Origin of the sequence: Polymorphobacter multimanifer, from assembly GCF_014205635.1 — a bacterium.
Lineage (GTDB): Bacteria > Pseudomonadota > Alphaproteobacteria > Sphingomonadales > Sphingomonadaceae > Sandarakinorhabdus > Sandarakinorhabdus multimanifer.
The window spans coordinates 1-19,287 of the sequence record NZ_JACIIV010000040.1 but is presented as its reverse complement, the minus strand read 5'-3'; the positions used below and the strand labels follow the sequence as shown (position 1 = coordinate 19,287).

At 60.9% G+C, this 19,287-nt stretch carries 19 protein-coding genes; 7 read left to right on the top strand and 12 right to left on the bottom strand.

From position 1 onward, the window contains the following. On the top strand, positions 1–246 hold a 246-nt coding region (locus FHS79_RS18570), incomplete at its 5' end, for a hypothetical protein (protein WP_207792426.1). Positions 247–564: 318 nt separating this feature from the next. On the opposite strand, the gene FHS79_RS17245 is transcribed toward FHS79_RS18570, so the two are convergent. From FHS79_RS17245 to FHS79_RS17235, 3 genes are read right to left on the bottom strand one after another with little or no spacing between them, the layout of a single operon-like run. Continuing rightward, the gene (locus tag FHS79_RS17245; protein ID WP_184202878.1) at positions 565–1,791 is read right to left on the bottom strand and encodes a replication initiator protein A; all 1,227 of its coding nucleotides are present in this window, start codon (positions 1,789–1,791) and stop codon (positions 565–567) included. Next, complete coding sequence (locus FHS79_RS17240; RefSeq protein ID WP_184202876.1) at positions 1,788–2,786, bottom strand: ParB/RepB/Spo0J family partition protein; 999 nt, start codon at positions 2,784–2,786, stop codon at positions 1,788–1,790. The genes FHS79_RS17245 and FHS79_RS17240 overlap by 4 nt, the downstream gene beginning before the upstream one ends. Continuing rightward, entirely contained in the window at positions 2,776–3,987 is a 1,212-nt protein-coding gene (locus FHS79_RS17235; RefSeq protein WP_184202874.1) for an AAA family ATPase, read from the bottom strand. The genes FHS79_RS17240 and FHS79_RS17235 overlap by 11 nt, the downstream gene beginning before the upstream one ends. Before the next feature lie 305 nt (positions 3,988–4,292). Between FHS79_RS17235 and FHS79_RS17230 the strand changes: the two genes are divergently transcribed. Both FHS79_RS17230 and FHS79_RS17225 read left to right on the top strand, forming a co-directional pair. Beyond that, positions 4,293–4,715, top strand: a complete 423-nt coding sequence (locus FHS79_RS17230) for a LexA family protein (RefSeq protein ID WP_184202872.1) — start codon at positions 4,293–4,295, stop codon at positions 4,713–4,715. Beyond that, positions 4,715–5,983: a Y-family DNA polymerase gene (locus FHS79_RS17225; protein WP_184202870.1), complete on the top strand. Its 1,269-nt coding sequence runs from the start codon at positions 4,715–4,717 to the stop codon at positions 5,981–5,983. Before FHS79_RS17230 ends, FHS79_RS17225 begins: the two co-directional genes overlap by 1 nt. A gap of 228 nt (positions 5,984–6,211) precedes the next feature. On the opposite strand, the gene FHS79_RS17220 is transcribed toward FHS79_RS17225, so the two are convergent. The 3 genes from FHS79_RS17220 to FHS79_RS17210 all read right to left on the bottom strand — a co-directional run bounded on the left by FHS79_RS17220 (position 6,212) and on the right by FHS79_RS17210 (position 8,774). After that, a complete protein-coding gene (locus FHS79_RS17220) occupies positions 6,212–7,429 on the bottom strand; it encodes a saccharopine dehydrogenase family protein (RefSeq protein WP_184202868.1) in 1,218 nt (405 codons plus the stop codon). Positions 7,430–7,540: 111 nt separating this feature from the next. Continuing rightward, entirely contained in the window at positions 7,541–7,888 is a 348-nt protein-coding gene (locus tag FHS79_RS17215) for a DUF3088 family protein (RefSeq protein WP_184202866.1), read from the bottom strand. A gap of 124 nt (positions 7,889–8,012) precedes the next feature. After that, a complete protein-coding gene (locus tag FHS79_RS17210) occupies positions 8,013–8,774 on the bottom strand; it encodes an enoyl-CoA hydratase-related protein (RefSeq protein WP_184202863.1) in 762 nt (253 codons plus the stop codon). Between the two features lie 321 nt (positions 8,775–9,095). Between FHS79_RS17210 and FHS79_RS17205 the strand changes: the two genes are divergently transcribed. Further along, positions 9,096–9,920, top strand: coding sequence for a ceramidase domain-containing protein (locus FHS79_RS17205; RefSeq protein ID WP_184202861.1), 825 nt, complete (start codon positions 9,096–9,098; stop codon positions 9,918–9,920). A 107-nt stretch (positions 9,921–10,027) separates the two neighbouring features. Here the strand turns inward: FHS79_RS17205 and FHS79_RS17200 are convergent, their stop codons facing one another. Beyond that, a complete protein-coding gene (locus tag FHS79_RS17200; protein ID WP_243452978.1) occupies positions 10,028–10,951 on the bottom strand; it encodes an alpha/beta fold hydrolase in 924 nt (307 codons plus the stop codon). A 314-nt stretch (positions 10,952–11,265) separates the two neighbouring features. Here FHS79_RS17200 and FHS79_RS17195 point away from each other — a divergent pair, with 314 nt between their 5' ends. Continuing rightward, positions 11,266–11,919 carry a DUF6088 family protein gene (locus FHS79_RS17195; RefSeq protein ID WP_184202858.1) on the top strand — a complete coding sequence of 218 codons (654 nt, stop codon included), beginning with the start codon at positions 11,266–11,268 and terminating at the stop codon, positions 11,917–11,919. Next, positions 11,916–12,962, top strand: a complete 1,047-nt coding sequence (locus tag FHS79_RS17190) for a nucleotidyl transferase AbiEii/AbiGii toxin family protein (protein WP_184202856.1) — start codon at positions 11,916–11,918, stop codon at positions 12,960–12,962. Before FHS79_RS17195 ends, FHS79_RS17190 begins: the two co-directional genes overlap by 4 nt. Here the strand turns inward: FHS79_RS17190 and FHS79_RS17185 are convergent. Next, positions 12,957–13,274 (bottom strand): WGR domain-containing protein, encoded by a 318-nt coding sequence (locus FHS79_RS17185; RefSeq protein WP_184202880.1) that lies wholly within the window; start codon positions 13,272–13,274, stop codon positions 12,957–12,959. The two genes, FHS79_RS17190 and FHS79_RS17185, sit on opposite strands and share 6 nt — an antisense overlap. A gap of 67 nt (positions 13,275–13,341) precedes the next feature. Between FHS79_RS17185 and FHS79_RS17180 the strand changes: the two genes are divergently transcribed. Continuing rightward, positions 13,342–13,605 carry a hypothetical protein gene (locus FHS79_RS17180; RefSeq protein WP_184202854.1) on the top strand — a complete coding sequence of 88 codons (264 nt, stop codon included), beginning with the start codon at positions 13,342–13,344 and terminating at the stop codon, positions 13,603–13,605. Here FHS79_RS17180 and FHS79_RS17175 read toward each other — a convergent pair whose 3' ends face one another. The 4 genes from FHS79_RS17175 to FHS79_RS17160 all read right to left on the bottom strand — a co-directional run. Next, positions 13,606–16,485: a conjugal transfer protein TraG N-terminal domain-containing protein gene (locus tag FHS79_RS17175; RefSeq protein ID WP_184202852.1), complete on the bottom strand. Its 2,880-nt coding sequence runs from the start codon at positions 16,483–16,485 to the stop codon at positions 13,606–13,608. It lies immediately after the preceding gene. A 23-nt stretch (positions 16,486–16,508) separates the two neighbouring features. Beyond that, positions 16,509–18,077 (bottom strand): conjugal transfer protein TraH, encoded by a 1,569-nt coding sequence (locus FHS79_RS17170; RefSeq protein WP_184202850.1) that lies wholly within the window; start codon positions 18,075–18,077, stop codon positions 16,509–16,511. Between the two features lie 192 nt (positions 18,078–18,269). Next, positions 18,270–19,094: a conjugal transfer protein TraF gene (gene traF / locus FHS79_RS17165; RefSeq protein WP_184202848.1), complete on the bottom strand. Its 825-nt coding sequence runs from the start codon at positions 19,092–19,094 to the stop codon at positions 18,270–18,272. Continuing rightward, positions 19,078–19,287: hypothetical protein (locus FHS79_RS17160; protein ID WP_207792424.1), on the bottom strand; the 210-nt coding region annotated here is incomplete at its 5' end. The genes FHS79_RS17160 and traF, both read right to left, overlap by 17 nt.

Here is a 19,287-nt window from a genome sequence, read left to right as displayed (position 1 = left end):
CACGCTGTCATCCATGGCAGCATGATCAACCCGGCCAAGCCGGAGATCAAAGCGGCGAGACCGCGAACCTACACCACGCTGTGGGACACGATCGTCGGGGGCTGTGGCCCGGTTGCGACGGAGAGTGTCGTTGTAAGCCGCTGGTTGCCCCCTTCGTCCTCACTCAGATTCTCGAAGAGAAACATCATGGTGGTTAGATATTTAATCCTTGAGTTACAGAGTTACGGGGCAGCTTGCTTTGCGTAGAGAGTTGAATCCCATAATCAAATTTTTCACAGGCGTTCCTGATGTGTCGGGTTACCGTTCCCGATGTGTCGGTTTGGGCGTTCCCGATGTGTCGGCTGATCGTTCCTGGTGTATCGAAACCCGTTCCTGAAGTGTCGGTCGATAAATGTGGATAGATGTGAGCACCGTCTTTGGATCGGGCCAAGGCACTGGAAATGACTCATGTTTTCGGCGGGGAGTTGATGATCCGTCACCGGTGCCGGCACCGCCGCGGTAGCGCTAGCGATTTGCGTGGAGACGATAGAACGGCTGCTGTCGACACTTCGGGAACAGCAAAGGCTAGCCGCGAAGCTGGTGCTTGTTTCGCTCGTGGTGGCGTTTCACAAAGCCTTCGAATGCTCTCGCATAATCGTGGGGCATACGGCTCGGATCAGCTGCAATCCAGGCATCGAATTCCTCCCGGAGATGCTGCTGATCCCACCCAGGAAATCGCGAGCCGATCCCAGCAAGAATGTCGCCCAGCGTTTTTGCTTCCGGTGCTCCCTGTTCGCCAAAGGTCACCTGCGGCGCTCGGCGGCGAGGCGGTAGCGAAGACGGTTTAGGCTCGGGAACTTTGGGTGCGGGCTTTACGTCACGATGGCCGACATCACGGGGTGTTGATGCCCCTGCCGTTACCGGGACCGTTCCACGACGGCGCATCCGGAGCACAGGCTCAGCTTTCCCCTGTTCAACCGTGAGCGCGAAGCCTGGAAGTTGATCATTTTTTACGATCGCAAGCAGCTCGAATTTGAAACGGCGGTATGGACCCTCGGCGCCCGACTTTTCGAACAAGGTGGGAAAGCTGATGGCAAACCCCCCTTCCCCTGCCCCGCCGGCGTGTTTTCGGGCAACGCGGTAAAGCCAACGTTCGCGGCCACCTGAAATATCAAAATATGCGCGGTCAATCGCGAGCACGCCGCCATCCATCAGGAGCCCGTCGTGGAACCATTTTGCGAGTGTCACCGACATTCCGCGCGCCCGCTCAGTCTTGGGGTCAACGCGATGCTCCCAGCTATCAATCCAGCTGAACGTCGCTTCCCTACGGTTGTTAGGCGCCCGAATGTTCGTCTTGACCGTGGTCGACTGAAGCCGATCAAGCGACTGGGTGAGAAGCTGATATGCCCGGCCCGTCGTTTGCCGACCTATCACCTTCAAAAGATCATAGGGCATGAAGTGCAGTGTCTGTGGAATTTCATTGATCCCGCGGCGGCGCATATCGCTGATGACACTTGCGAAAAAGATCAGAATATCGGCGTCCCAGATCGTCGCCATTCCATAAAGCGGATTAGCTGAAACATGGACCCAGACTTTGCCGTCGGGCGAGCCATATTCGATTGCCTTCACCCGCTTTGACTTGGCCAGGCTGAAGAAAGGTCGCTCCATCGTCTCTCGCTGGTCGCGGAGCGATAGGTCGGACAGGTAGGGTAGAAAGAGATCAAGCTGTTCGACTTCGCCCTCGTGCGAGGTTGATGTTTCCCCGGGGAAACTTGGGGCCACCGAAGCAAATGTTTCCCCGGGGAAACTCATGACGATTGATCTGCCATCGCCGTACACAGACCCTCGATGAGGGCCGCACGATCAACACCAGCGCCCAAGTCCACGCGCAAAGTGATGACTTTGCCGCGTCGGCTTTGCAGCGTCATGGCGGCTTTGCCATTTGCGGCGAGAACCAGGACCGACTCGCCGCGAGGCCCAACACGTGTGATATCGGCGGTCAACAGCCGGCGCACGACAACGCCAGGTTCGATCGGCGGGCTTCCGTCTTGCGCCCGCTGGCGCTGTTCCGTGGTGATATGTGAGGCCTCGCGAAGGACCAGAGCCTTCATATTCTCGTCGGCGCATTTTGCGGCGAGCTCGTAACCCCCGCGGATTGTAATGCTGGCGGGATCAGCAAATGCGGCAACGACCGGGTCGGGAAGAAGAGCCATGGTCAGAAGTTTTGAAAGCCATCCCTTCGACAGCTTCAGGCGCTCAGCCATTCTTGCTTGGACGCCGCCGTAATGGGCATCGAGCGCCCAGCGATAATTTCGCGCACGCTCAAGATCCGAGATGTCTGCACGCGCGCGATTTTCAAGGTCCGCAAGCCGGAACGCTGCCTCATCGTCAATGTCGACGACCTGCACGACAAACACCATGTCTGGATAGCTGTGCGCTCGCAGCCAGCTCACCGACCAGTGACGACGTGTGCCCGCCAATACCTCGAAATCAACTGCGGGATCGTCCTTTACCCGACGTACGATCGCCGGCACCTTCTGCCCACCCTCAGCAATCAGGCTGTCAATAAGGTCCTGGCAACGTGCCGCGCTTAGCTGATCGTAAGCACGCCCGTTGCCGGCCCAGATCCGACACCGCGCCGGGTCAATCCGAAGCTCCGTGACCTGGCGGACTTCGCCTGAAGCGACGCGGGCGAGCGCCGACTCGCGCTCGAGCAAAGGCGACCGACGTGAGCGGGCAGGGGAGGGGGCTTCATCGCCTTCATCACTGAGAAGACCAGCGAGATAGTCGACTTGCTTACGCGACATCGGCAAGATCCTCGAGGGCCGGATGCGCGCGATGCCAGCCCCGTCGCAACAACTGTTCAACCTGTCCGAGGGCCTCCTCCAGGTTCTGCTTACAGCGCTTGTGGGTGCGGGCGGTCCCGATCGGTTTGTTCAGTTCGAATACCGTCATCATGCGCAAAGAAGCGTGGCTGATTTCGGCAGAGTCGAGCACGGCCACGGGTAGAAGCGAGGCTCCGAAAGCCTCTTCCATAATTCGGATGACCATCGATTCGGATGGATTGCTGGTATCGTGCCGCGAACACAACAGCCGGACGAATCCGTAATCGACACTGATCCCGGCCTGCTCGAGCTGCGCGAGCACCTGGTCCATCATGCTGAGAAATTGCACGGTTGAGCAAAAGTCGGGCGTGGTTGCCGCCAATGGCACAATCAGAGCATTTGCCGCCTGCATTACCGCAAGGCTGATGGTGCCGAGCGCGGGAGGAGGGTCGAGGATGACCACGTCATAGCTGCGCGCGAGGTCGCGAAGTCCTTGTTTAAGCTTACGGAACCGCGCCGCCAGTACATTTTGACCATCACTGCCGGCCGCGGCCAATTCATATTCGACATCGAACAGCTCAAGGCAGGATGGGATCAGGTCAACGTTGGGCCAGGGAGTCGGTTGGACTGCGTAGAGAAGATCTGCCTGCGTGGGGTCAATCGACAGATACGGGTAGAGCGTCTGGTCACGCTCGACGTCAAAATGGGGATTGAACCCGAACAAGGTTGTCGTGGTGGCTTGGCTGTCGCAATCGACGACGAGGACACGATAGCCTTGGATCGCCAGATAATGCGCCAAGTGTGTGGTCACGGTCGATTTGCCGACACCCCCTTTGAAGTTCTGGACGGCAATGATCGCGGGCTCGTCACCATCGGCACGTCTCGGGCTGGCGCCAAGAACTTCTCGCATCCGAAGCATGGCGGCCACATCGTAACCAAGGCGGCGGCCCGCTTCGTCAAAAGCTGGAGAGGGCAGGCGACCATCTTCCTCCGCCTGACGGATGCGGTTCGTCGAGCAACCGAGCATCGCTGCTACCTCGGCAATCCCAAACCGGAGGTGGAGTTCTTTGCGGCGTTCTGGCAAAAACGACTTTCGCCGCAGGCGTTCAATCATACGCTCGCCCGAGACCGCCAACTGACTGACAATCTCGACTTCTGAACGCTTAGTGACGCTTTTTGCCATCAAATTGCCCGCCTGAAGCTATTTGAGTGATATCTGCACAAAAAGCGTTCAGTTGGCAACGTTCAAGTTATTCAGGGATCAAGTACGCTGGCAAAGGCCAACAGAGGTTTCTGGCCGCATCTCAAGCTCCCGACAAGCTGGTGCGACCCTCCTCGATCGCAGATGGCGCCCCCTGAGTCCGATTCGCACCTGACCTAGCCGTTGAATTGGGGCATTGCAGCGCGGACACGAGATTGATGTTCACATTATGTTCTGATCGACGCACATTGCGGCTTCAACCCGAATCGAGCCTCGTCCACAATCTGATGTCCGCGCTTCGCCTCCATGAATTGTCCTTCGAGATCGTCCCGCTAGACGCTCGGTTGCTGCTGTGTTCCACGCCGGCGGGCTTTCCGTCTCCGGCGGCCGACGACATGGAGGAGCCGATCGATCTTGGCACTTGGCTGATCGAGCAACCGGCGGCGAGCTACGTCATGCGCGTTGATGGCCATTCGATGATAGGCGCGGGGATCAATGATGGCGATCTGATCGTCGTCAGCCGCGCGAAGAAGCCGCGCGCCGGGCATGTCGTCGTCGCGCTCGTCCACGGTGATCGCACGCTGAAGCGGCTGAAGAGGGCAGGGGACCGGCTATGGCTGATCGCTGAAGCCGAGGGCTATGACGCCATCATCGTGGACGAGAATGTCGAGATCTGGGGTGTCGTCGTTGGCCTGGCGCGGCGATACTGATGCCGACGCCGATCGCGCTCATCGACTGCAACAACTATTACGTCTCGTGTGAGAGGGCCTCCGACAGCAAGCTGATCGGTGTGCCGGTCATCGTGCTGTCGAACAATGATGGTTGCGCGGTGGCGCGCTCGGCCGAGGCAAAAGCCCTTGGCATCAAGATGGGCGATCCTGTCCATCTCATCCGCGACAAGATCGAGCGTCATGGCATCCGGGTGCTGTCATCGAACTACACCCTCTATGGCGACATGCAGCGCCGCGTCGTTGCCTCGATCGAGGATTATGCGCGCGACTTCGAAATCTATTCGATCGATGAAACCTTCATCGACCTCGCCGGCTTCGAGGACCGCGACCTGGTAGCTCACGTCCGCGCCATGCGTGACCAGGTGCTGCGCTGGACGACGATCCCGACGTGTGTGGGTCTGGGCCCAACGAAGACCCTCGCCAAGCTGGGCAATGCTGCCGCCAAGAAGAACCCGCTGTTCGATAGTGTCGCCGACCTGCGTGACGAAGCCGTCCGGGCCTGGGTGCTCGATCGCTTTGCAGTGGGCGATGTCTGGGGTGTAGGCGGTGCCACCGCGGCAAAGCTCGCGGCGCTCGGCATCCATACCGCCGGCCAGCTGCGCGACATGCCGATAAAGCAGGCGCGGGCTATGGGCTCAGTGGTTCTCGAGCGGCTTGTCGCTGAACTCCGGGGCGTGCCTTCCGGGGTTGTCGAGACGATTGAGCCGCAGCGCAAGGGCATGGCGGTCACACGGTCGTTCGGCACGCCGGTCAGCGACATCGCGACTTTGATGGGCGCCGTCACCCAATACGCGATGCGCGCCGGCGAAAAGCTGCGCGGCCATGGGCTGGTGGCGGCAAGGCTGACGGTGTTCTTTCACACTAACCGGTTTAAGCCTGACGCGCCCCAATACTCAGCGTCGCGGATGGTTGCGCTGCACCCGATGACCAATGACAGTTTCGAGCTGGTCGCGGCCGCCAGGCGCGGTGTCGAGCATGGCTGGCGTGACGGCTACGCCATTACTAAGGCCGGCATCATGCTTGACGATCTGATAGCTGCCGAATTACGACCGCGCACGCTGTTTGAGGGCGATACAGTAAAACGCGTTAGGCTCATGGAGGCCTTAGACAGCGTCAACAGCAGGTTCGGGCGCTTTTCCGCTGTCCCGGCCACCCAAGGGTTCCAGCGGGACTGGAAGATGCGCGCTGATATGAAATCGCCTGCATGGACGACGAGGATCGAAGACGTGCCGCGGGTAAGGGCATAGCGGGATAAACACTACCAACGAAGATTGCCTGCTCCTCGTATTCAGTGCGGTTATGTCGATCTTATCTCGCTTTACAGCTTTAGACTAAACTGAGCTGCTGCCGGTTTCGCGCACACCGAAATAAGGTGTTTTATGGAACTGTAGGATATGAACGCAGCGACGCAAGTTCAGCCGAGCGTTCAAGCTTGAAGCGGTAAAACTGGGCAGCGATGAGGGCGATCTGCCAGCTTAGGGCAGCAGCTCGAATGAAAGTCCGGCGTGCGCCTTGAGCCGTTCGATCAGCACATCCCCCATGATCGTCGCTGGCGTCCAGAAGCCGCCCGCCACCTCGGCAGGGACGTCTTTTGCAAGGCAAGCGGCGGCCTGAGACAACATCTTGGCGGTTGATCCATAGCCGGGATCGCGGTCCCCGGTGACCCGGCACCCTATGGTGTCGCCCTTTGCGGTCGATCCGAGGAAAACAAGATCGAAGCCCCCCTCCAGTTGCGCCTTTTCGGTCGGCCCTTCGCCCGGCTTTGGTAGCACCACAGTTTCAAGCAACCAACGCAGAGGCGGCACAGCCAAGCCGACCATCAGGGCGTTCACGCCCCAGGTTGCCGCCCGGGCCATCCGTTTGCCTTTCGCGCCCTCACCCGTCACCACCGCTTCCTCGTAGCGGAACTCATCGCCATAGCTGTTGCTGCTCAGGGCGTTGGACCGGTGCACGACCCGCGTGTTGATGCCCGCCATGACGAAGGGTGCAATCCAGCTGCCGTAAATATTGTCATATGCAATCTTCACATCCGGCTGCGGAGCAGAAAAGCCATGGCCGGGCGGGCATAGGCTGTAAGGGTCCTTGAGCTCCTGGCGCAGTTCAGCGTCGCTAACCGCTTCCTTTACCATGTTCACCATGCTCGCGATGGTACCGCCCGAGGCCCCACCCTTGATGCTGACGACGCGCATCGCGATACGGTCGCAGGATTGGCCGAACCGTTCCAACGCGAACCGCTGCAGAAAATGGACGCCCAGATCGGACGGGATGGAATCAAAGCCGCAGCAATGAACGATCCGCGCGCCGCTGGCCTTCGCATCCGCCGCATGGCGTGACTGCATCTTGCGGATCCACTGCGGTTCACCGGTCAGATCGCAATAATGGGTGCCGGTCGTGGCGCACACCTGTACCAACAGGTCACCATAAAGGGCGTATGGGCCTACGGTCGACATGACCACGGTGGTCCGGGCACACATTTGCACCAACGCATTTTCATCAGCCGCGTCGGCAACAATCAGCTCTACCCCCGAAAGCCCGATCGTGTCGCTCACCATTCGTAGTTTGCTCAATGACCGGCCGGCAATGGCCCATTTGATGGACCCGTCGGAAAACTGCTCATGCATGTAGCGGGTTATGATCTGGCCAACGAAGCTGGTAGCCCCGTAAACGATGATGTCGAAGTTCTTGTCCGTCATATTTTCTTCCAAAGTAGAGGAGCGCCTAGGGGGCCGTGGATGACGGCATAGAATCGGCCTGCAACCCGACGCTCCCCACTATGATTAGAGTCGGCCAGCGTTTTGCCGCCCTTAGCCGCCGCGTGGGCTCGGGGTACCGTGAACTCCGGCGAAGTGCCGGCCGATCAAGCGCGCCGATGCGAGGTAAGCATGCCCGTTTGCCTCGGCATAGGCGATCCCGCGCATGCGCTTGCTGTCGGGGTGCAGGACGAGCGTTGGGGCGTTGTGATGCCCCTCACCCAGAAGCGCGGATATGGCGGGGCGCGGGTGATCAATTCCGACATGCACGATTTTTAGTGTCGCTTTCAGCTCTGGAAACCAACCGATCAGTCCCCACAGCTCCGCACACTCGGGGCAGAACTGGTTCTGGCCTTCTGAAACAAAGCTCATCGGCAGAATGAAGAGCGTATCCTGCGGCATCAGCTACTTGGTCCTTTTAATGAAGGCATGCCATGGGCAAGACACCGAGAGTTTCAGCGTAGCCATGTCTGTTTACTCGAAATGCATTGGCGGACCATCCTAGTGGCAATGGCACGAAAAAAGCTCAGTGCTTGCGCTTCTCCAGGAAGGCACGGAAGCTGTCCTGTGCCGCCTCACCCACGGCGTTCTGGGCCATGACATCGCCCGCATGGGCATAGGCGGCGGGCTGCGGCATCTCCATCTGGCGATAATAGGCCTGCTTGCCCGCCGCCTTTGATGCGGCCGGGCCGCGCGTGGCGCGGCTGATCAGGTCGAGCGTGGCCGCCTCCAGCTGATCATCGGGGACCACGCGGTTGACCAGGCCCCAATCGGCAGCGGTGCGTGCGTCGATCGGATCGCCGGTCATCGCCAGTTCCAGCGCCCGTTTGCGGCCCAAATTGCGGGCCACAGCCACCAGCGGCGTGTGGCAGAACAGGGCGCCTTTGCCGCCAGGCAGGGCGAAGCTGGCGCTGGCCGCCGCTACCGCAAGGTCGCAAGTGGCAACGAGCTGGCAGCCGGCCGCGGTGGCAAGGCCATGCACGCGGGCCACGACAGGCTGGGGCAAGGCCTGCAGACAATCCATCATCTCGGTGCAGATGCGGAGCAGTGCCCGCACTTCGGCCTGGCTATGGCCAGCCATGTCGGCAAAATGATGCCCGGCCGAAAACACTGGCCCATTGGCAGCGAGGATGACCCCGCGCGCATCGCTGCTGCCGATGTGCTGTAACACCTGGGTCAGCTCCAGCATCAGCGGCAGCGACAGGGCGTTGCGCTGCTCCGGACGGTTGAGCGTGACGGTGACAATCGCATCATGGCGGTCAACCAGCAGATTGCGCGTGTCGATCATGGACATCATCCTTGCACAAGAGGGCAGGGCCCGACGGCCAGCCAGATTGACGGGCGTTCGATCATAGCGCAGCCAAACCGATAAACAGCGTCAAAGATACGGGCGCTTCGCCGACTCACCACCCGGACACGGGCAGGGGCTTGAAGAGGGCCACACGCGATCGTGCCCGCTGTGTGCAAGACATTGAAGGAATATCCTATCAAGAGACGGCTATGGGGTGGCATGCGGACGCGTGGCCGGCTAGCCTTCCCTCACGGCCCAGCACATTTCCATCTAAGCGTGTTTTCGCTGGCCGCGTGTGCGAACATCCGGGGGACAGGCATGGCACCGAAGATCTCGGCGCGATCGGTGGCCGGCGCGCTGTCACTGACGGCGCTGTCTGCGTTCGGCGTGTTCGCCGCGCTGTCGGCACTTGGCCCGAACTGGGCAGCTTATGCACCCGCCACCTGTACCGCGACGCATTGCTTCTGCGAATTGCCGCGCACCGGCGCGCTTGTTCTGCAGCCCGCCAACAGCTGGTCGTCGTTTGGATATGTGCTGATCGGTTTCGTGATGATCATCATTGCTGGCGCGCCCACCGGACAGTCGGCGATGTCGCCGCTGGCGACCCGCGTGCTGGGTCTGACGGCAATCATCGTCGGGATCGGCTCGGCGCTGATGCACGCCACGCTGACATTGTGGGGTCAGTTCCTCGATGTGCTCGGCATGTATCTGGTCGGCTCGTTCCTGCTCGTTCGCGCCCTGGCGCGCTGGCGCCGCATTCCGGATGGGCGGGCAATCGCCTTGTATGCCGCGCTGTGCATCATGCTGACCACGGTGCTGATCCTTCTGCCCGAGGTGCGCCGTTGGCTGTTTGCAGTCTTGCTGGTCCTCGCCATCCTGATCGAACTGGCCTTTGCACGCCCGCTGCGGCGCGGCGCCCGGCTCGCCGACTATCTGGGCGGCATTCTCGCCACCGCAGTCGCGTTCGGGTTCTGGATCGTGGATCAAAACGGGGTTGTTTGTGCCCCCGAAAGCCTGCTGCAGGGCCACGCCGTGTGGCACGCCCTCGGCGCCGCCTCATTGTGGCTGTCGTTCCGCTATTATCACAGCGAGCAGTCGTGGAATGCACGGCCTGAAGCTGGGGCAAGGTCAACCGCTGCTTGAAGGCAGTGTCGCCCGGATTTCAGGCCGATCAGCAATGAAGCAGAATTTGCTGTCCTCCCCGGCATCCCCGTCTTTACGGGATATGTTTGCGGGGCAGGTTCAGCGCCTTACAAGGTCGGGCACATAGGTTCATTCGCCTGCCAGATTGCCAATGTGGCGCGCAGTGCGGTTACAAACGCCAGCGGCTGATCGAGCATGAGGTGGTGGCGCGCCTTCGGAATGGCGATGATCGGAATATCGGTGCCGCCCAATTCCCGCACATATGCAGCCGAGTCCGCTGTGAACAACAGGCTTTCCGCGCCATACACGATGGCCTTGCGGCCCGGCACGGCAACAAGGCGCTTGCCCATCTCATGCCATCCCGGCTCCGCGTCGTTCTGACGGAAAACTTCGGGATCAAACTTCCAGGTCCATTCCTCGCCGCTCCGGCGCAGCGAGTGAAAGGCCATATAGTCCATCAGAAATGCCTCACCGACCGCTTGCGGCGGCGAAAGCACGTACCGACTGCGAGCGGTGGGATAGTCCGGATAACGGCGTTGGGGCTTGTCGGGGTCGCCCGACCCGGGATGCGAGTTTCCCTGTCGGTTCCGCTCCGCCAGCACCTCGGGCCGCAGAACCATCATGTCGCACAGGATCAAGCCGGAAAATCGTTCCGCAGCCAACACTAGCGCCGTCAAGCCGACTGAAGCGCCAAAGCTGTGCGCAATGATGACCGGCTTGGCCGGCCCATCGAAAAGCCCCAGCGCCTCGGCAACCCCGACCATCTCAGCTCCGCGGGCATTCGCGTCGCAGCCGGGCCGGTTGGCGCTGTCGCCCATGCCCGACAGGTCATAGGCGATGACGTGATGGTCCCCGGCTAGAAACGGCGCGATGAACGCAAAGCACCGCGCATGCGCCAGAAAACCATGCGTCATCAGGATCGGGGGATGAGAGCGGTCGCCCCAGCGAAAATAATGAATGCGGGTACCGTCTATGTCGATGAAGCCTTCCTCGCGCGGCACGGCAAGTGCTTCGCGAAACCAGTCCGGCAAAGCATCGGGCTGCGGTGCCCAGAGCGGGTCGATGTCATCACTTGCGTCCACGCCTGGCCCCCCTTGCAAACCGCTAGCATCTAGCGGTGCTTTGACGTCAGGACAAAGCCTCGAGCACGCCCGTCTTCAACAAAACTGGCTGGGCCGGCAAGGTTGTTCAACGGTACGCGAATGTGATGGAAGCGTGGACGCAAAGGGAGGGTCAATAAGACTAGGACATATGTTTGATCGCAACCGCCCCCGTCCGAAATTCTGCTACAATTTTCGGACACGATGACTCGACCTCGTCCGAAACTCTGCTACAGATTTCGGACATGGATGCCCTGCCGCCCGGCCTCAAGTCGCAAATCCTCGATCGCGTTGATCGTGGTGTGCCGGGTGCTGTCTGGACGCCGAGCGACTTCCTCGATCTTGCCGGTCGCGATGCCGTCGACAAGACGCTGCAACGCCTTGTCAAATGGGGAAGTCTGCGCCGCATCGATCGCGGCCTCTACGACAAGCCCCGGTTTAACAGCCTGACGCAACAGGACAGCCCCGCCGATCCGAAAGCCGTTATCGATGCTGTTGCCCGCCGCGACCAGATTCGGGTGCTCGTCGATGGCATGACCGCCGCTAACGATCTGGGCTTCACGAACGCGGTGCCAGCGAAGACAATCGTACATTCGGACGCGCGGGCAAAGGCGATCAAGCTCGGCAATCTCACGATCGCCTTCAAGCAAACTGCCCCCAGCAAGCTGTACTGGGCAGGCCGCCCGGCCATGCGGATCGTACAGGCCCTCCACTGGTTGCGCGATACGATGACCGGTGATGACAATAGTCAGTGGCCCGATCGTCTTACCAAGCTTCTCCAAGACCCTGTCCATGGCGCCGCACTACGGAATGACCTGGCTGACGGGATGTCGACACTGCCGTCATGGATGCAGGATTTGCTTCGTCCCCTCGCCCTTGATCAAGCGCCTCGCGCGTGAGCCCGGCCTTTGACGAGGTTCTGCGCGCGGATGTGGCAACCCGGCAGGGTCTTTTCGCAACGACAGCACAACGCCTCGGGACAACGCCGCAGAATGTTGAAAAGGACTTTTGGGTGTGCTGGACCCTCGACGCCCTGTTCAACAGGCTCACCGATAGTCCACGTCTGCTGTTCAAGGGCGGCACCTCGCTGTCGAAGGGCTTTGGTCTGATCGACCGCTTCTCGGAAGATATCGACGTGACGGTCTTTCGTGATGACCTGGGCCTGCCGGCTTCGGTTGAAGAACTGTCGGCTCTCAGTCGCAAGAAGCGCGACAAGGCACTCGATGCCATCAGAACCGCCTGTGAGACCTATATCAATGGCCCATTTCTGCAGGATCTTGGGGCGATTGCAGCGGCTACCGGCGCCCGCAACGGTTATGAAGCGGGCGCTCTCCGTGTCGAGCCGGATGCAGCAGACTTGCAAACCCTGCTCATGATCTATCCCAGCGTGACGCCCCTCGATGCCTATATTGCCAAGTCGGTGAAGATTGAATCTGGCGCAAAATCGGCGCTTGATCCCAATACGAGTCGCGCCATCGCCCCCTATGTCAATGACGACTTGCCCACGCTTGATCTCTCTGTTCGCAATGTCGTCATTGTCGACGCAGAGAGAACCTTCTGGGACAAGATTGTCATCCTGCATGGCCTGCGCCGATGGTATGAAATCCGGGGAGCGCTGCGCGGTGACGGGCAGCGAATCTCGCGCCACTATTATGATCTGTACCAGCTGCTGCGATCCGAGACCGGCCGCGCCGCTCTCGCCAATCGCGCTCTCGGTGAGGACTGCGTTGCCCATGCACGCGTCTTTTTCGATCGCCCGGATTATGATCTGAAATCAGCCCATCCGCCCACATTTGCGCTATGTCCGGAAGGCGACATGACAGGCGCATTGCGACAGGATTATCGGGCTATGAGCACCATGATCTTTGGAGAGCCGCCCTCGTTCGATGCGATCATCGAGGAAATCGCTGCACTGGAGAAGACCCTCAACAGCGCTCTATGAGTCTTCACCGACAACCCGATAGCCCACCCCGATCCGGCGTGGTGCGCGGGCGCGGCGACGAAGATGGTTCCTGACAGCGCGTTCGGCGTCGGCCGGATCATCGAAGGAATGGCGTTTCGACTGGCCCCAGGTGCCGCATCGACCCCATGAAGTTTCGACGAGGTGACCGCCGAACAGATCAACGCAATGCTCGATTGCGTAGCGGCGGTTGATATTCCGCGTCAGGTCGCGGGCTACCAGTTCTAGCCGACCAGACCGGGGTAGAGTGGTCGGAAATGTCCCGTCAGGGTCAAGATTGTTTGGGTCTTCCATGGCGATGGAATCATGGCATGAAATATGGTATTGTGCACCATATGTTCTAGTCTTGTTGGGCGTGACCATGACCGACGAAGTCGCCAAGGACGAGCTGCAGGCACTCCGCGATCGCGTCGCGGAACTCGAGGCCGCGCGCGACAAGCCGGTCAAGGTCGAAGTCGAAGGGCTTGAGGGCATTCGACAGCTAAGCCACGCCATCGAAACGCAGCAGCTGGATCGCTTTGCGCTGCAAAACTCGGTGCCGGACAAAGTGTTCTGGGGGTGGTTCTGGGGGTTTGTAATCGCTTGCGGTCTTCTCCTGCTGGTAGGGTTTCTCCGCTCGGTCTAGCTACTTAAGCTTGTGGTCCGTTGGGCTGAACGTCTCCCTGACGCCATCCCAAAGTTTGTCGACATATGCCTTGTCGTCCTTCCCCAGTACGTTATCCAAAGTCTCTTGCGGGTTTGGCGTGATCGTCGGCCGAACGCGGTCGAACGCCTCCTTACGGCGCTCGACCGCACCGCCGACCGATCGGCCGCCGGCAGCAACGATCTCACGGCGATCGCCCCGAAGTTCATCAATATCGGCGCGCGACCGAAGATCGCCGGCGACGGGGAGGGGTGTCTGCTCGATCTGCTCGATGCCGCTGGCCCCAGCCATTCTCACCCGCGCCTGTGTGTTGGCACTCGGCCGGGCAATGCCGGCAGGGCTGGGCTCGACAAAACTCGGTTCAACGCCAGCGACAACCTTCGCCTGTTCGGCCTTGATGAACTCGGCGATGTAAAAATCCCGTTCCGCAACTTCTGCCGGCGTCACTGCCTGGCCGCGCGTCGGGTTCCAGTCCGGTGCGATGCCCGGCATCGCCCGCTGTTCCGCCAGCACGAAGTTCACAAAAGGCTGGGTCAGATTTTCGCTCAGCGAGACACCATTGCTGTCGCGCAGCGATGCCGCGTTTTCGAGGCGTTCAGCGGTCTCGTAAGATGTCCGCGCTTCATTGGCGACCGACTCGGCCTTGGTGTAGGACGCCGACACACTGGCCGAACGCGCCGAAAGATCGCTGCTCGAGCTGTTGCCGGTGGCCCGAAAGAAGCTGTCGCGCTGTTGGCCCCAATTCTGGCTCTTCGACATCTGCTCGAGATAGTCCTTCGCCTCTGACAGGCCGTTGGTGCCCGACGCCGTTCCTGACGTTGTCGAGGTTTTGCTGCCGCTGGTAGAGACACCGATACCAACGCCGCCGCGCCCCGGCATGCCGTTGCCGCCTGCCCCGCTGCCACCCGCGCCCTGTCCGCCCGGCCATCCGATATTGGTGTTGAAGTTGCCGCTGAACATCGCCTGATTGGCATAGGATTCGGCAAGGCTGCGCTCGAACCCGAACCGGTTCTGGAGCGCTGTCGCCGCCTGATCAACCATGGCGTAGGTGGTGCCGATCGTGTTGCGATCATCAGCGCCATAGGAGGTCTCCAGACCGGTGCCGGCGCTGAGCGTGCGCCGGAAGTCGGCCGCCTGGGCATTGGCGGAGGAGAACGACGAGGACGCACTATTCGACAGCGTCTCGGCACGGCTGCGCGTATCGCTGGCCGTCCTGGTAAAGCTGGCCTGAAGTTCGCTCGACAATTGCGGCGTGAACGGCAGCCGGGAAATGGCGCTGCCAGCGTCGATGACGGTCGCGTCGGGATATTGCGACGTTTGCGAACCATCATTCTGCACCGAGGTGAAACCTGAAGCACCCGACGTATAGCGGCCGGCGGTGGTCCAGAGGTTGCCCTGCTTCATGTTGAAGGCCTGGGTGTCGAACGACGAATTGCCGACAGCGATGTTACCTGTGCTTGCTTCCCGAGCTGCTTCCTCAGCCGCGTTTTGTGACGGGGCAAGATAGCTCGTCGCCTGGCTGGAAATCGCCAGTGCTCCCTTGGCGATGCCGGCGGCTAGGAAAGGCACAGACGCGATCAAATAGCCTGCAAGAATGCCGATGTCGTCGGTAACCCCCGCAATCCCGACATAGCTCGCCAATGTCACGCCGCCATCGCCGGCAGCGCCAACGGCGGCGACATCGGCACCCGCCTTCAGCATCAGGATCATGTGAAGGATGACGTAAAGCGGCCCCCAGGCTGCGAGATAGAAGAAGCCGGTGACATAGCCTTTCAGCGCCGAGACGCCGCCGCGCGGGAGCAGGAAGATCGGGAAGGCGATCGGGAACAGCGCATAGAACACCACCGTCAGAACGATGTTGAGCAGCGGCACCCACTTCATCGCCGTGGCGCCGATCGAGTTGTAGGTGTTGCGGGTCTGAATCTCGGCGCGGGTCTGGGCATAGACGTCGACCGACGACGGCGAGCCTCCCGACTGCATCGTATGAAGCGACTGTGTCATAGCGTTGATGACGAGATGCTGGCGAAGTGTTTGGGACGCCGTTCGCGAGACGTTGGTCAGATAGTCATAGGCAATCGGCAGATCGGCGAGGAGCTTGGCCCGGGCGGCAGCGCCGAGAAGGCGCGGGTAAAGCTGGATGCCGAGCGTTGTCTCGAGCGGCGTCTGCATCGTGTCCCAAGTGGCGACGAAGCGATCATAGGCGATGCGGCAGGTAATGATCTCGGAGGTGACGTTGCCGGCAGGCTGGCGCGTCAGCCATTTTTGCGATCGCGCGACGGAACCAGGGCCCATTGCAGCGAGAAGATCGTCTGATCGCGCGAGGGCATCGATCGACTTCTGGCCGAGCAGGATGTCGTAGAAGGTGCAAAGCCGAAAATGCTCGTCGAGGTTCGAGGCAAACTCGGGATCGTTGATGCGGACATTCTGTGTGGCCTCGAGGAGCCGGGCACCATAAATCATGCCGTTGCGCGAGTAGTTGAGGTCATTCGGCAAGCCGAACACCAGCTCGGCGCCCGTCGTCAGATAGTCAGAGATCTGGCTGGTGAAACCGGCGACGAGCCCCAATCCGAGTGGCACATTGGCAACGGTGTTGGGAGCGAGCCCGGGATTGATGCGGTCGGTGACCTGGATATCGATCCGCGGCACCATCAGCATCAGGTACATCGCGGTCGCGCCGAGGAACCAGTTGACCAGCAGCTTCCAGTTGGCATCGAAGGCCAGTGCGGTCAGCCCCCACATCAGGCCGATGACGAAGACGACCTGGATGAGCGAGATATAGCCGCCATCGCCTGTCCAGGCGGCGACCGCGTTCATGACGTTGACGATATACTCGCCGCCGCCGATGGCGAAGACCTCGATCATCCGCCTGTCCTTTCACCTGCCGCCTAGTTAAGCCCGCGGCCGCCGATGGCGCGGCTCCAGTCAAAGGTTGCCGACATCGACGGCGACATGCTCGATTGCAGGACGCTCTCGATGTAGCCGGTGCGCTGGACGATCTGCATGATCGCCGACACTCGGACCTGGGTATTGGACTGGCGATCGAGCAGGGTCTGCCGCGCATTAGCCAGCTGGACCTGCCATTGCGCGATGCGGTCCTGATCGGCGCCAATGAACGAGGACTTGGATTTGCCGAGTTCGCCGGTCAGCTGGTCGAGGATGGCGAACAACAGGTCGACCGAGGTGATCTCCGCAAGCGTCGCGCGATCATCGTTCGCGATGCCACGACTGTAAGCTGCCTGCACGGTCAGAATCTTGTAAAGCGGCAGCGACGCGACCTGCAGCAACTCGACCGCAGCGGGTGGCACGGCCGTATCGTTGACCGTTGCAGTGACCATCTGGTCGAGGAGGGCGGCAACGCGGGTGCGCAGGGCCGAAGATGCCGGAACGGTCAATGTGGTCAGCACCGGATTGATGCAGGCGTCGTCCGGCTCGCTGGCGTCGCATTGCCAGATCCTGACAGGAGAGGCTGCCGTGGTGCCATCGAGAAGCGCCGTGACCAGCGACGAGGACGTGTCCCCCTCAATGGGGTTGAAGGCACCGGGCGCATTGTCCTTGGCGGGCACGTAGATGATCGTCCCGACCATCGTCATGACATATTGCGCCAGCTCACGATCGAGGACGCCGGCAGGCGCGAAGAACTGCGACTTCTTGAGAACGTGCCAGGTGTAGTTTCGGGCAACGCCGGTGTTGATGTCGGCCCATTCAGGGTAGCCGGCAACGCTGTCGAGCGTCGAGGAACGTTGACCCTGATTGCCGCAACCATGCTTGGAAGCCGCCCAATCGGTGAAGATGCCGGTGGAAGAGCCGATGGATTCGCAGATTGAACGGTCCGCCATGTCCGACTTCGGCCACATGCCGCCGACGAGCGCCTGAGCCGTTTCGCAGCTATTGATGTTGGCGTTGTTCATCAGCTGTGCCGCCTGGCGCATCTCTTCCATGATCTTTGAGCATTCTGGGCAGACGGTGTCGATCGCCAGCTTGAAAGCAAAGCCAACGGCATTGTTCGCGACCGATTTCAGCAGCGCGATGATCTCGGCCGAATTGACGAACGAGAAGCTTCCAGCGAACAGATCGATGCCACCACAGCCTGCTCGTGCGCTGGGAAGCTGAAGGTTCGCCAGGTTGGTGGTGCGCTGGGGAAAGCGCGTCCAGACATTGCCGAGGCTGTAATAGCCGGCGCGCTGGCCATCGAAGGCGGTGGGACCGGTGACATTGGCGGCGGCACCCATGTCATCGAAATAGCTGTCCATGGCGCCGGCGACGCTGGCTTGTGCGGCAGTCGTCGACAACGGCAGCGCGACGAGGTTCACAACGGCCAGCAGAGCGGCAAAGCTGATTGTCTGACATGCGAAAGCACCAACACGCTCGAGCCATGAAAGATGCCGTGGGGCCGCTTCGGACAGCGGCAAGAGACTGACATCATCTAGCGAACCGGGAAGACGTCGGTCGGTCATGGCAGTTCTCCCTTCGTGGGCAGGCAGTCAATGGTGATGGGCGCGTCCGGTCGGCCAGCGCAGGTGTCCGTGGGCCTGTCAGTCTCAGAGGGCGGCGCGGCGAGCGACGCGATGAAACGGTCAACCGCGCCTTCAAGACGAGCAATGGCCGCCAAGGTTAGCGGCATGGCCGGGGGGCGGGGTGCTGACGGGTCAATAGTCACGGCCGGGCTCCGTCTGGGTGAGCGTGTAGATCCGATCCATGAGCTCGTCGGCGGCCATCACGCCGTAGCCGATGGGCACGGCTTTCCTGGTCACGCTGTCGAAGAGGACGATCGCGGGTGTCACTCTGGAATTGAGGCCCATGCGCTCGCGCTGACCGCTATCGACGACATAGCGCGGGAACACGTCGGACGGTCCACCGTCGGTTGACACTGCCTTGACAGCAATGGCGTGACTATCCGCGACGGACTTGAGGATCGGGCTCATGATCCCGCACGGCGCGCAATTCTGGGCGAAGAAGTAGAACAGCCCATAGCGCTCGCCGAGGCGAAGCAGGGCTTCGTCGCGGTCGGACTTCCTCGTGTCGAGCCATTGGCGCTTGCCCAACGTCGAGATCGGCCGGACCTGGGTGTAATCGAGCGCCGGGTCTTGCCAGACGGCGCGCTGCCAGACGTCGGCAAACAGCGAGGAGCGATCAAGCTGCTCGCGTTGGAAACGGATGTAGGACTGGACGTTATCCGTGGTCGGCTCGAGGATGGCGCGCGCCTTCAGTTCACGCAGTTCGGTGGTGACAGCATCGAGACGCTCGGCGGCCGATTTTGTCGGCGGCGCCGGCGCGGCTTCTTCCGGTTTCGGACGCGGTTTGGGCTTGTCGCAATAGAACCAGTTGCCGAGCTTGCGCTCGCCGCAATAAAAAGCGTCGGGCCGGGAAGGGTCCTCGATAAGCCCCTTCGTCTCCTGAGCTCGTATCGGTGTCGGCTGCAAGGAACCAACGCAAACCAGACACAGCGCAACCAGGCTAATCGTCGTCTTCATCAGGAAGCCTCCTGCTGGCGAGGGAAAACAGAAGCGAAATCTCGAGCGCGCCATGCCCCTCATCGACAAGGCGTATGAGCGCGGTGAACGCTGCGAGGAGGTCGTGTCCCAGGTGGTGGTGTAGGTCGCGGTTGGCCATCGGCGATCTTCGGTTAGGTTTGGGTTGCAATATCCAACCAACGGAGATCACCGA

Bases quoted from the DNA above. Each gene is read 5' to 3' on its own strand.
- FHS79_RS17245 (WP_184202878.1), bottom strand. From the start codon at position 1,791: ATGAGTTTCCCCGGGGAAACATTTGCTTCGGTGGCCCCAAGTTTCCCC.
- FHS79_RS17240 (WP_184202876.1), bottom strand. From the start codon at position 2,786: ATGTCGCGTAAGCAAGTCGACTATCTCGCTGGTCTTCTCAGTGATGAA.
- FHS79_RS17235 (WP_184202874.1), bottom strand. From the start codon at position 3,987: ATGGCAAAAAGCGTCACTAAGCGTTCAGAAGTCGAGATTGTCAGTCAG.
- FHS79_RS17230 (WP_184202872.1), top strand. From the start codon at position 4,293: ATGTCCGCGCTTCGCCTCCATGAATTGTCCTTCGAGATCGTCCCGCTA.
- FHS79_RS17225 (WP_184202870.1), top strand. From the start codon at position 4,715: ATGCCGACGCCGATCGCGCTCATCGACTGCAACAACTATTACGTCTCG.
- FHS79_RS17220 (WP_184202868.1), bottom strand. From the start codon at position 7,429: ATGACGGACAAGAACTTCGACATCATCGTTTACGGGGCTACCAGCTTC.
- FHS79_RS17215 (WP_184202866.1), bottom strand. From the start codon at position 7,888: ATGCCGCAGGATACGCTCTTCATTCTGCCGATGAGCTTTGTTTCAGAA.
- FHS79_RS17210 (WP_184202863.1), bottom strand. From the start codon at position 8,774: ATGATCGACACGCGCAATCTGCTGGTTGACCGCCATGATGCGATTGTC.
- FHS79_RS17205 (WP_184202861.1), top strand. From the start codon at position 9,096: ATGGCACCGAAGATCTCGGCGCGATCGGTGGCCGGCGCGCTGTCACTG.
- FHS79_RS17195 (WP_184202858.1), top strand. From the start codon at position 11,266: ATGGATGCCCTGCCGCCCGGCCTCAAGTCGCAAATCCTCGATCGCGTT.
- FHS79_RS17185 (WP_184202880.1), bottom strand. From the start codon at position 13,274: ATGGAAGACCCAAACAATCTTGACCCTGACGGGACATTTCCGACCACT.
- FHS79_RS17180 (WP_184202854.1), top strand. From the start codon at position 13,342: ATGACCGACGAAGTCGCCAAGGACGAGCTGCAGGCACTCCGCGATCGC.
- FHS79_RS17175 (WP_184202852.1), bottom strand. From the start codon at position 16,485: ATGATCGAGGTCTTCGCCATCGGCGGCGGCGAGTATATCGTCAACGTC.
- FHS79_RS17170 (WP_184202850.1), bottom strand. From the start codon at position 18,077: ATGACCGACCGACGTCTTCCCGGTTCGCTAGATGATGTCAGTCTCTTG.
- traF (WP_184202848.1), bottom strand. From the start codon at position 19,094: ATGAAGACGACGATTAGCCTGGTTGCGCTGTGTCTGGTTTGCGTTGGT.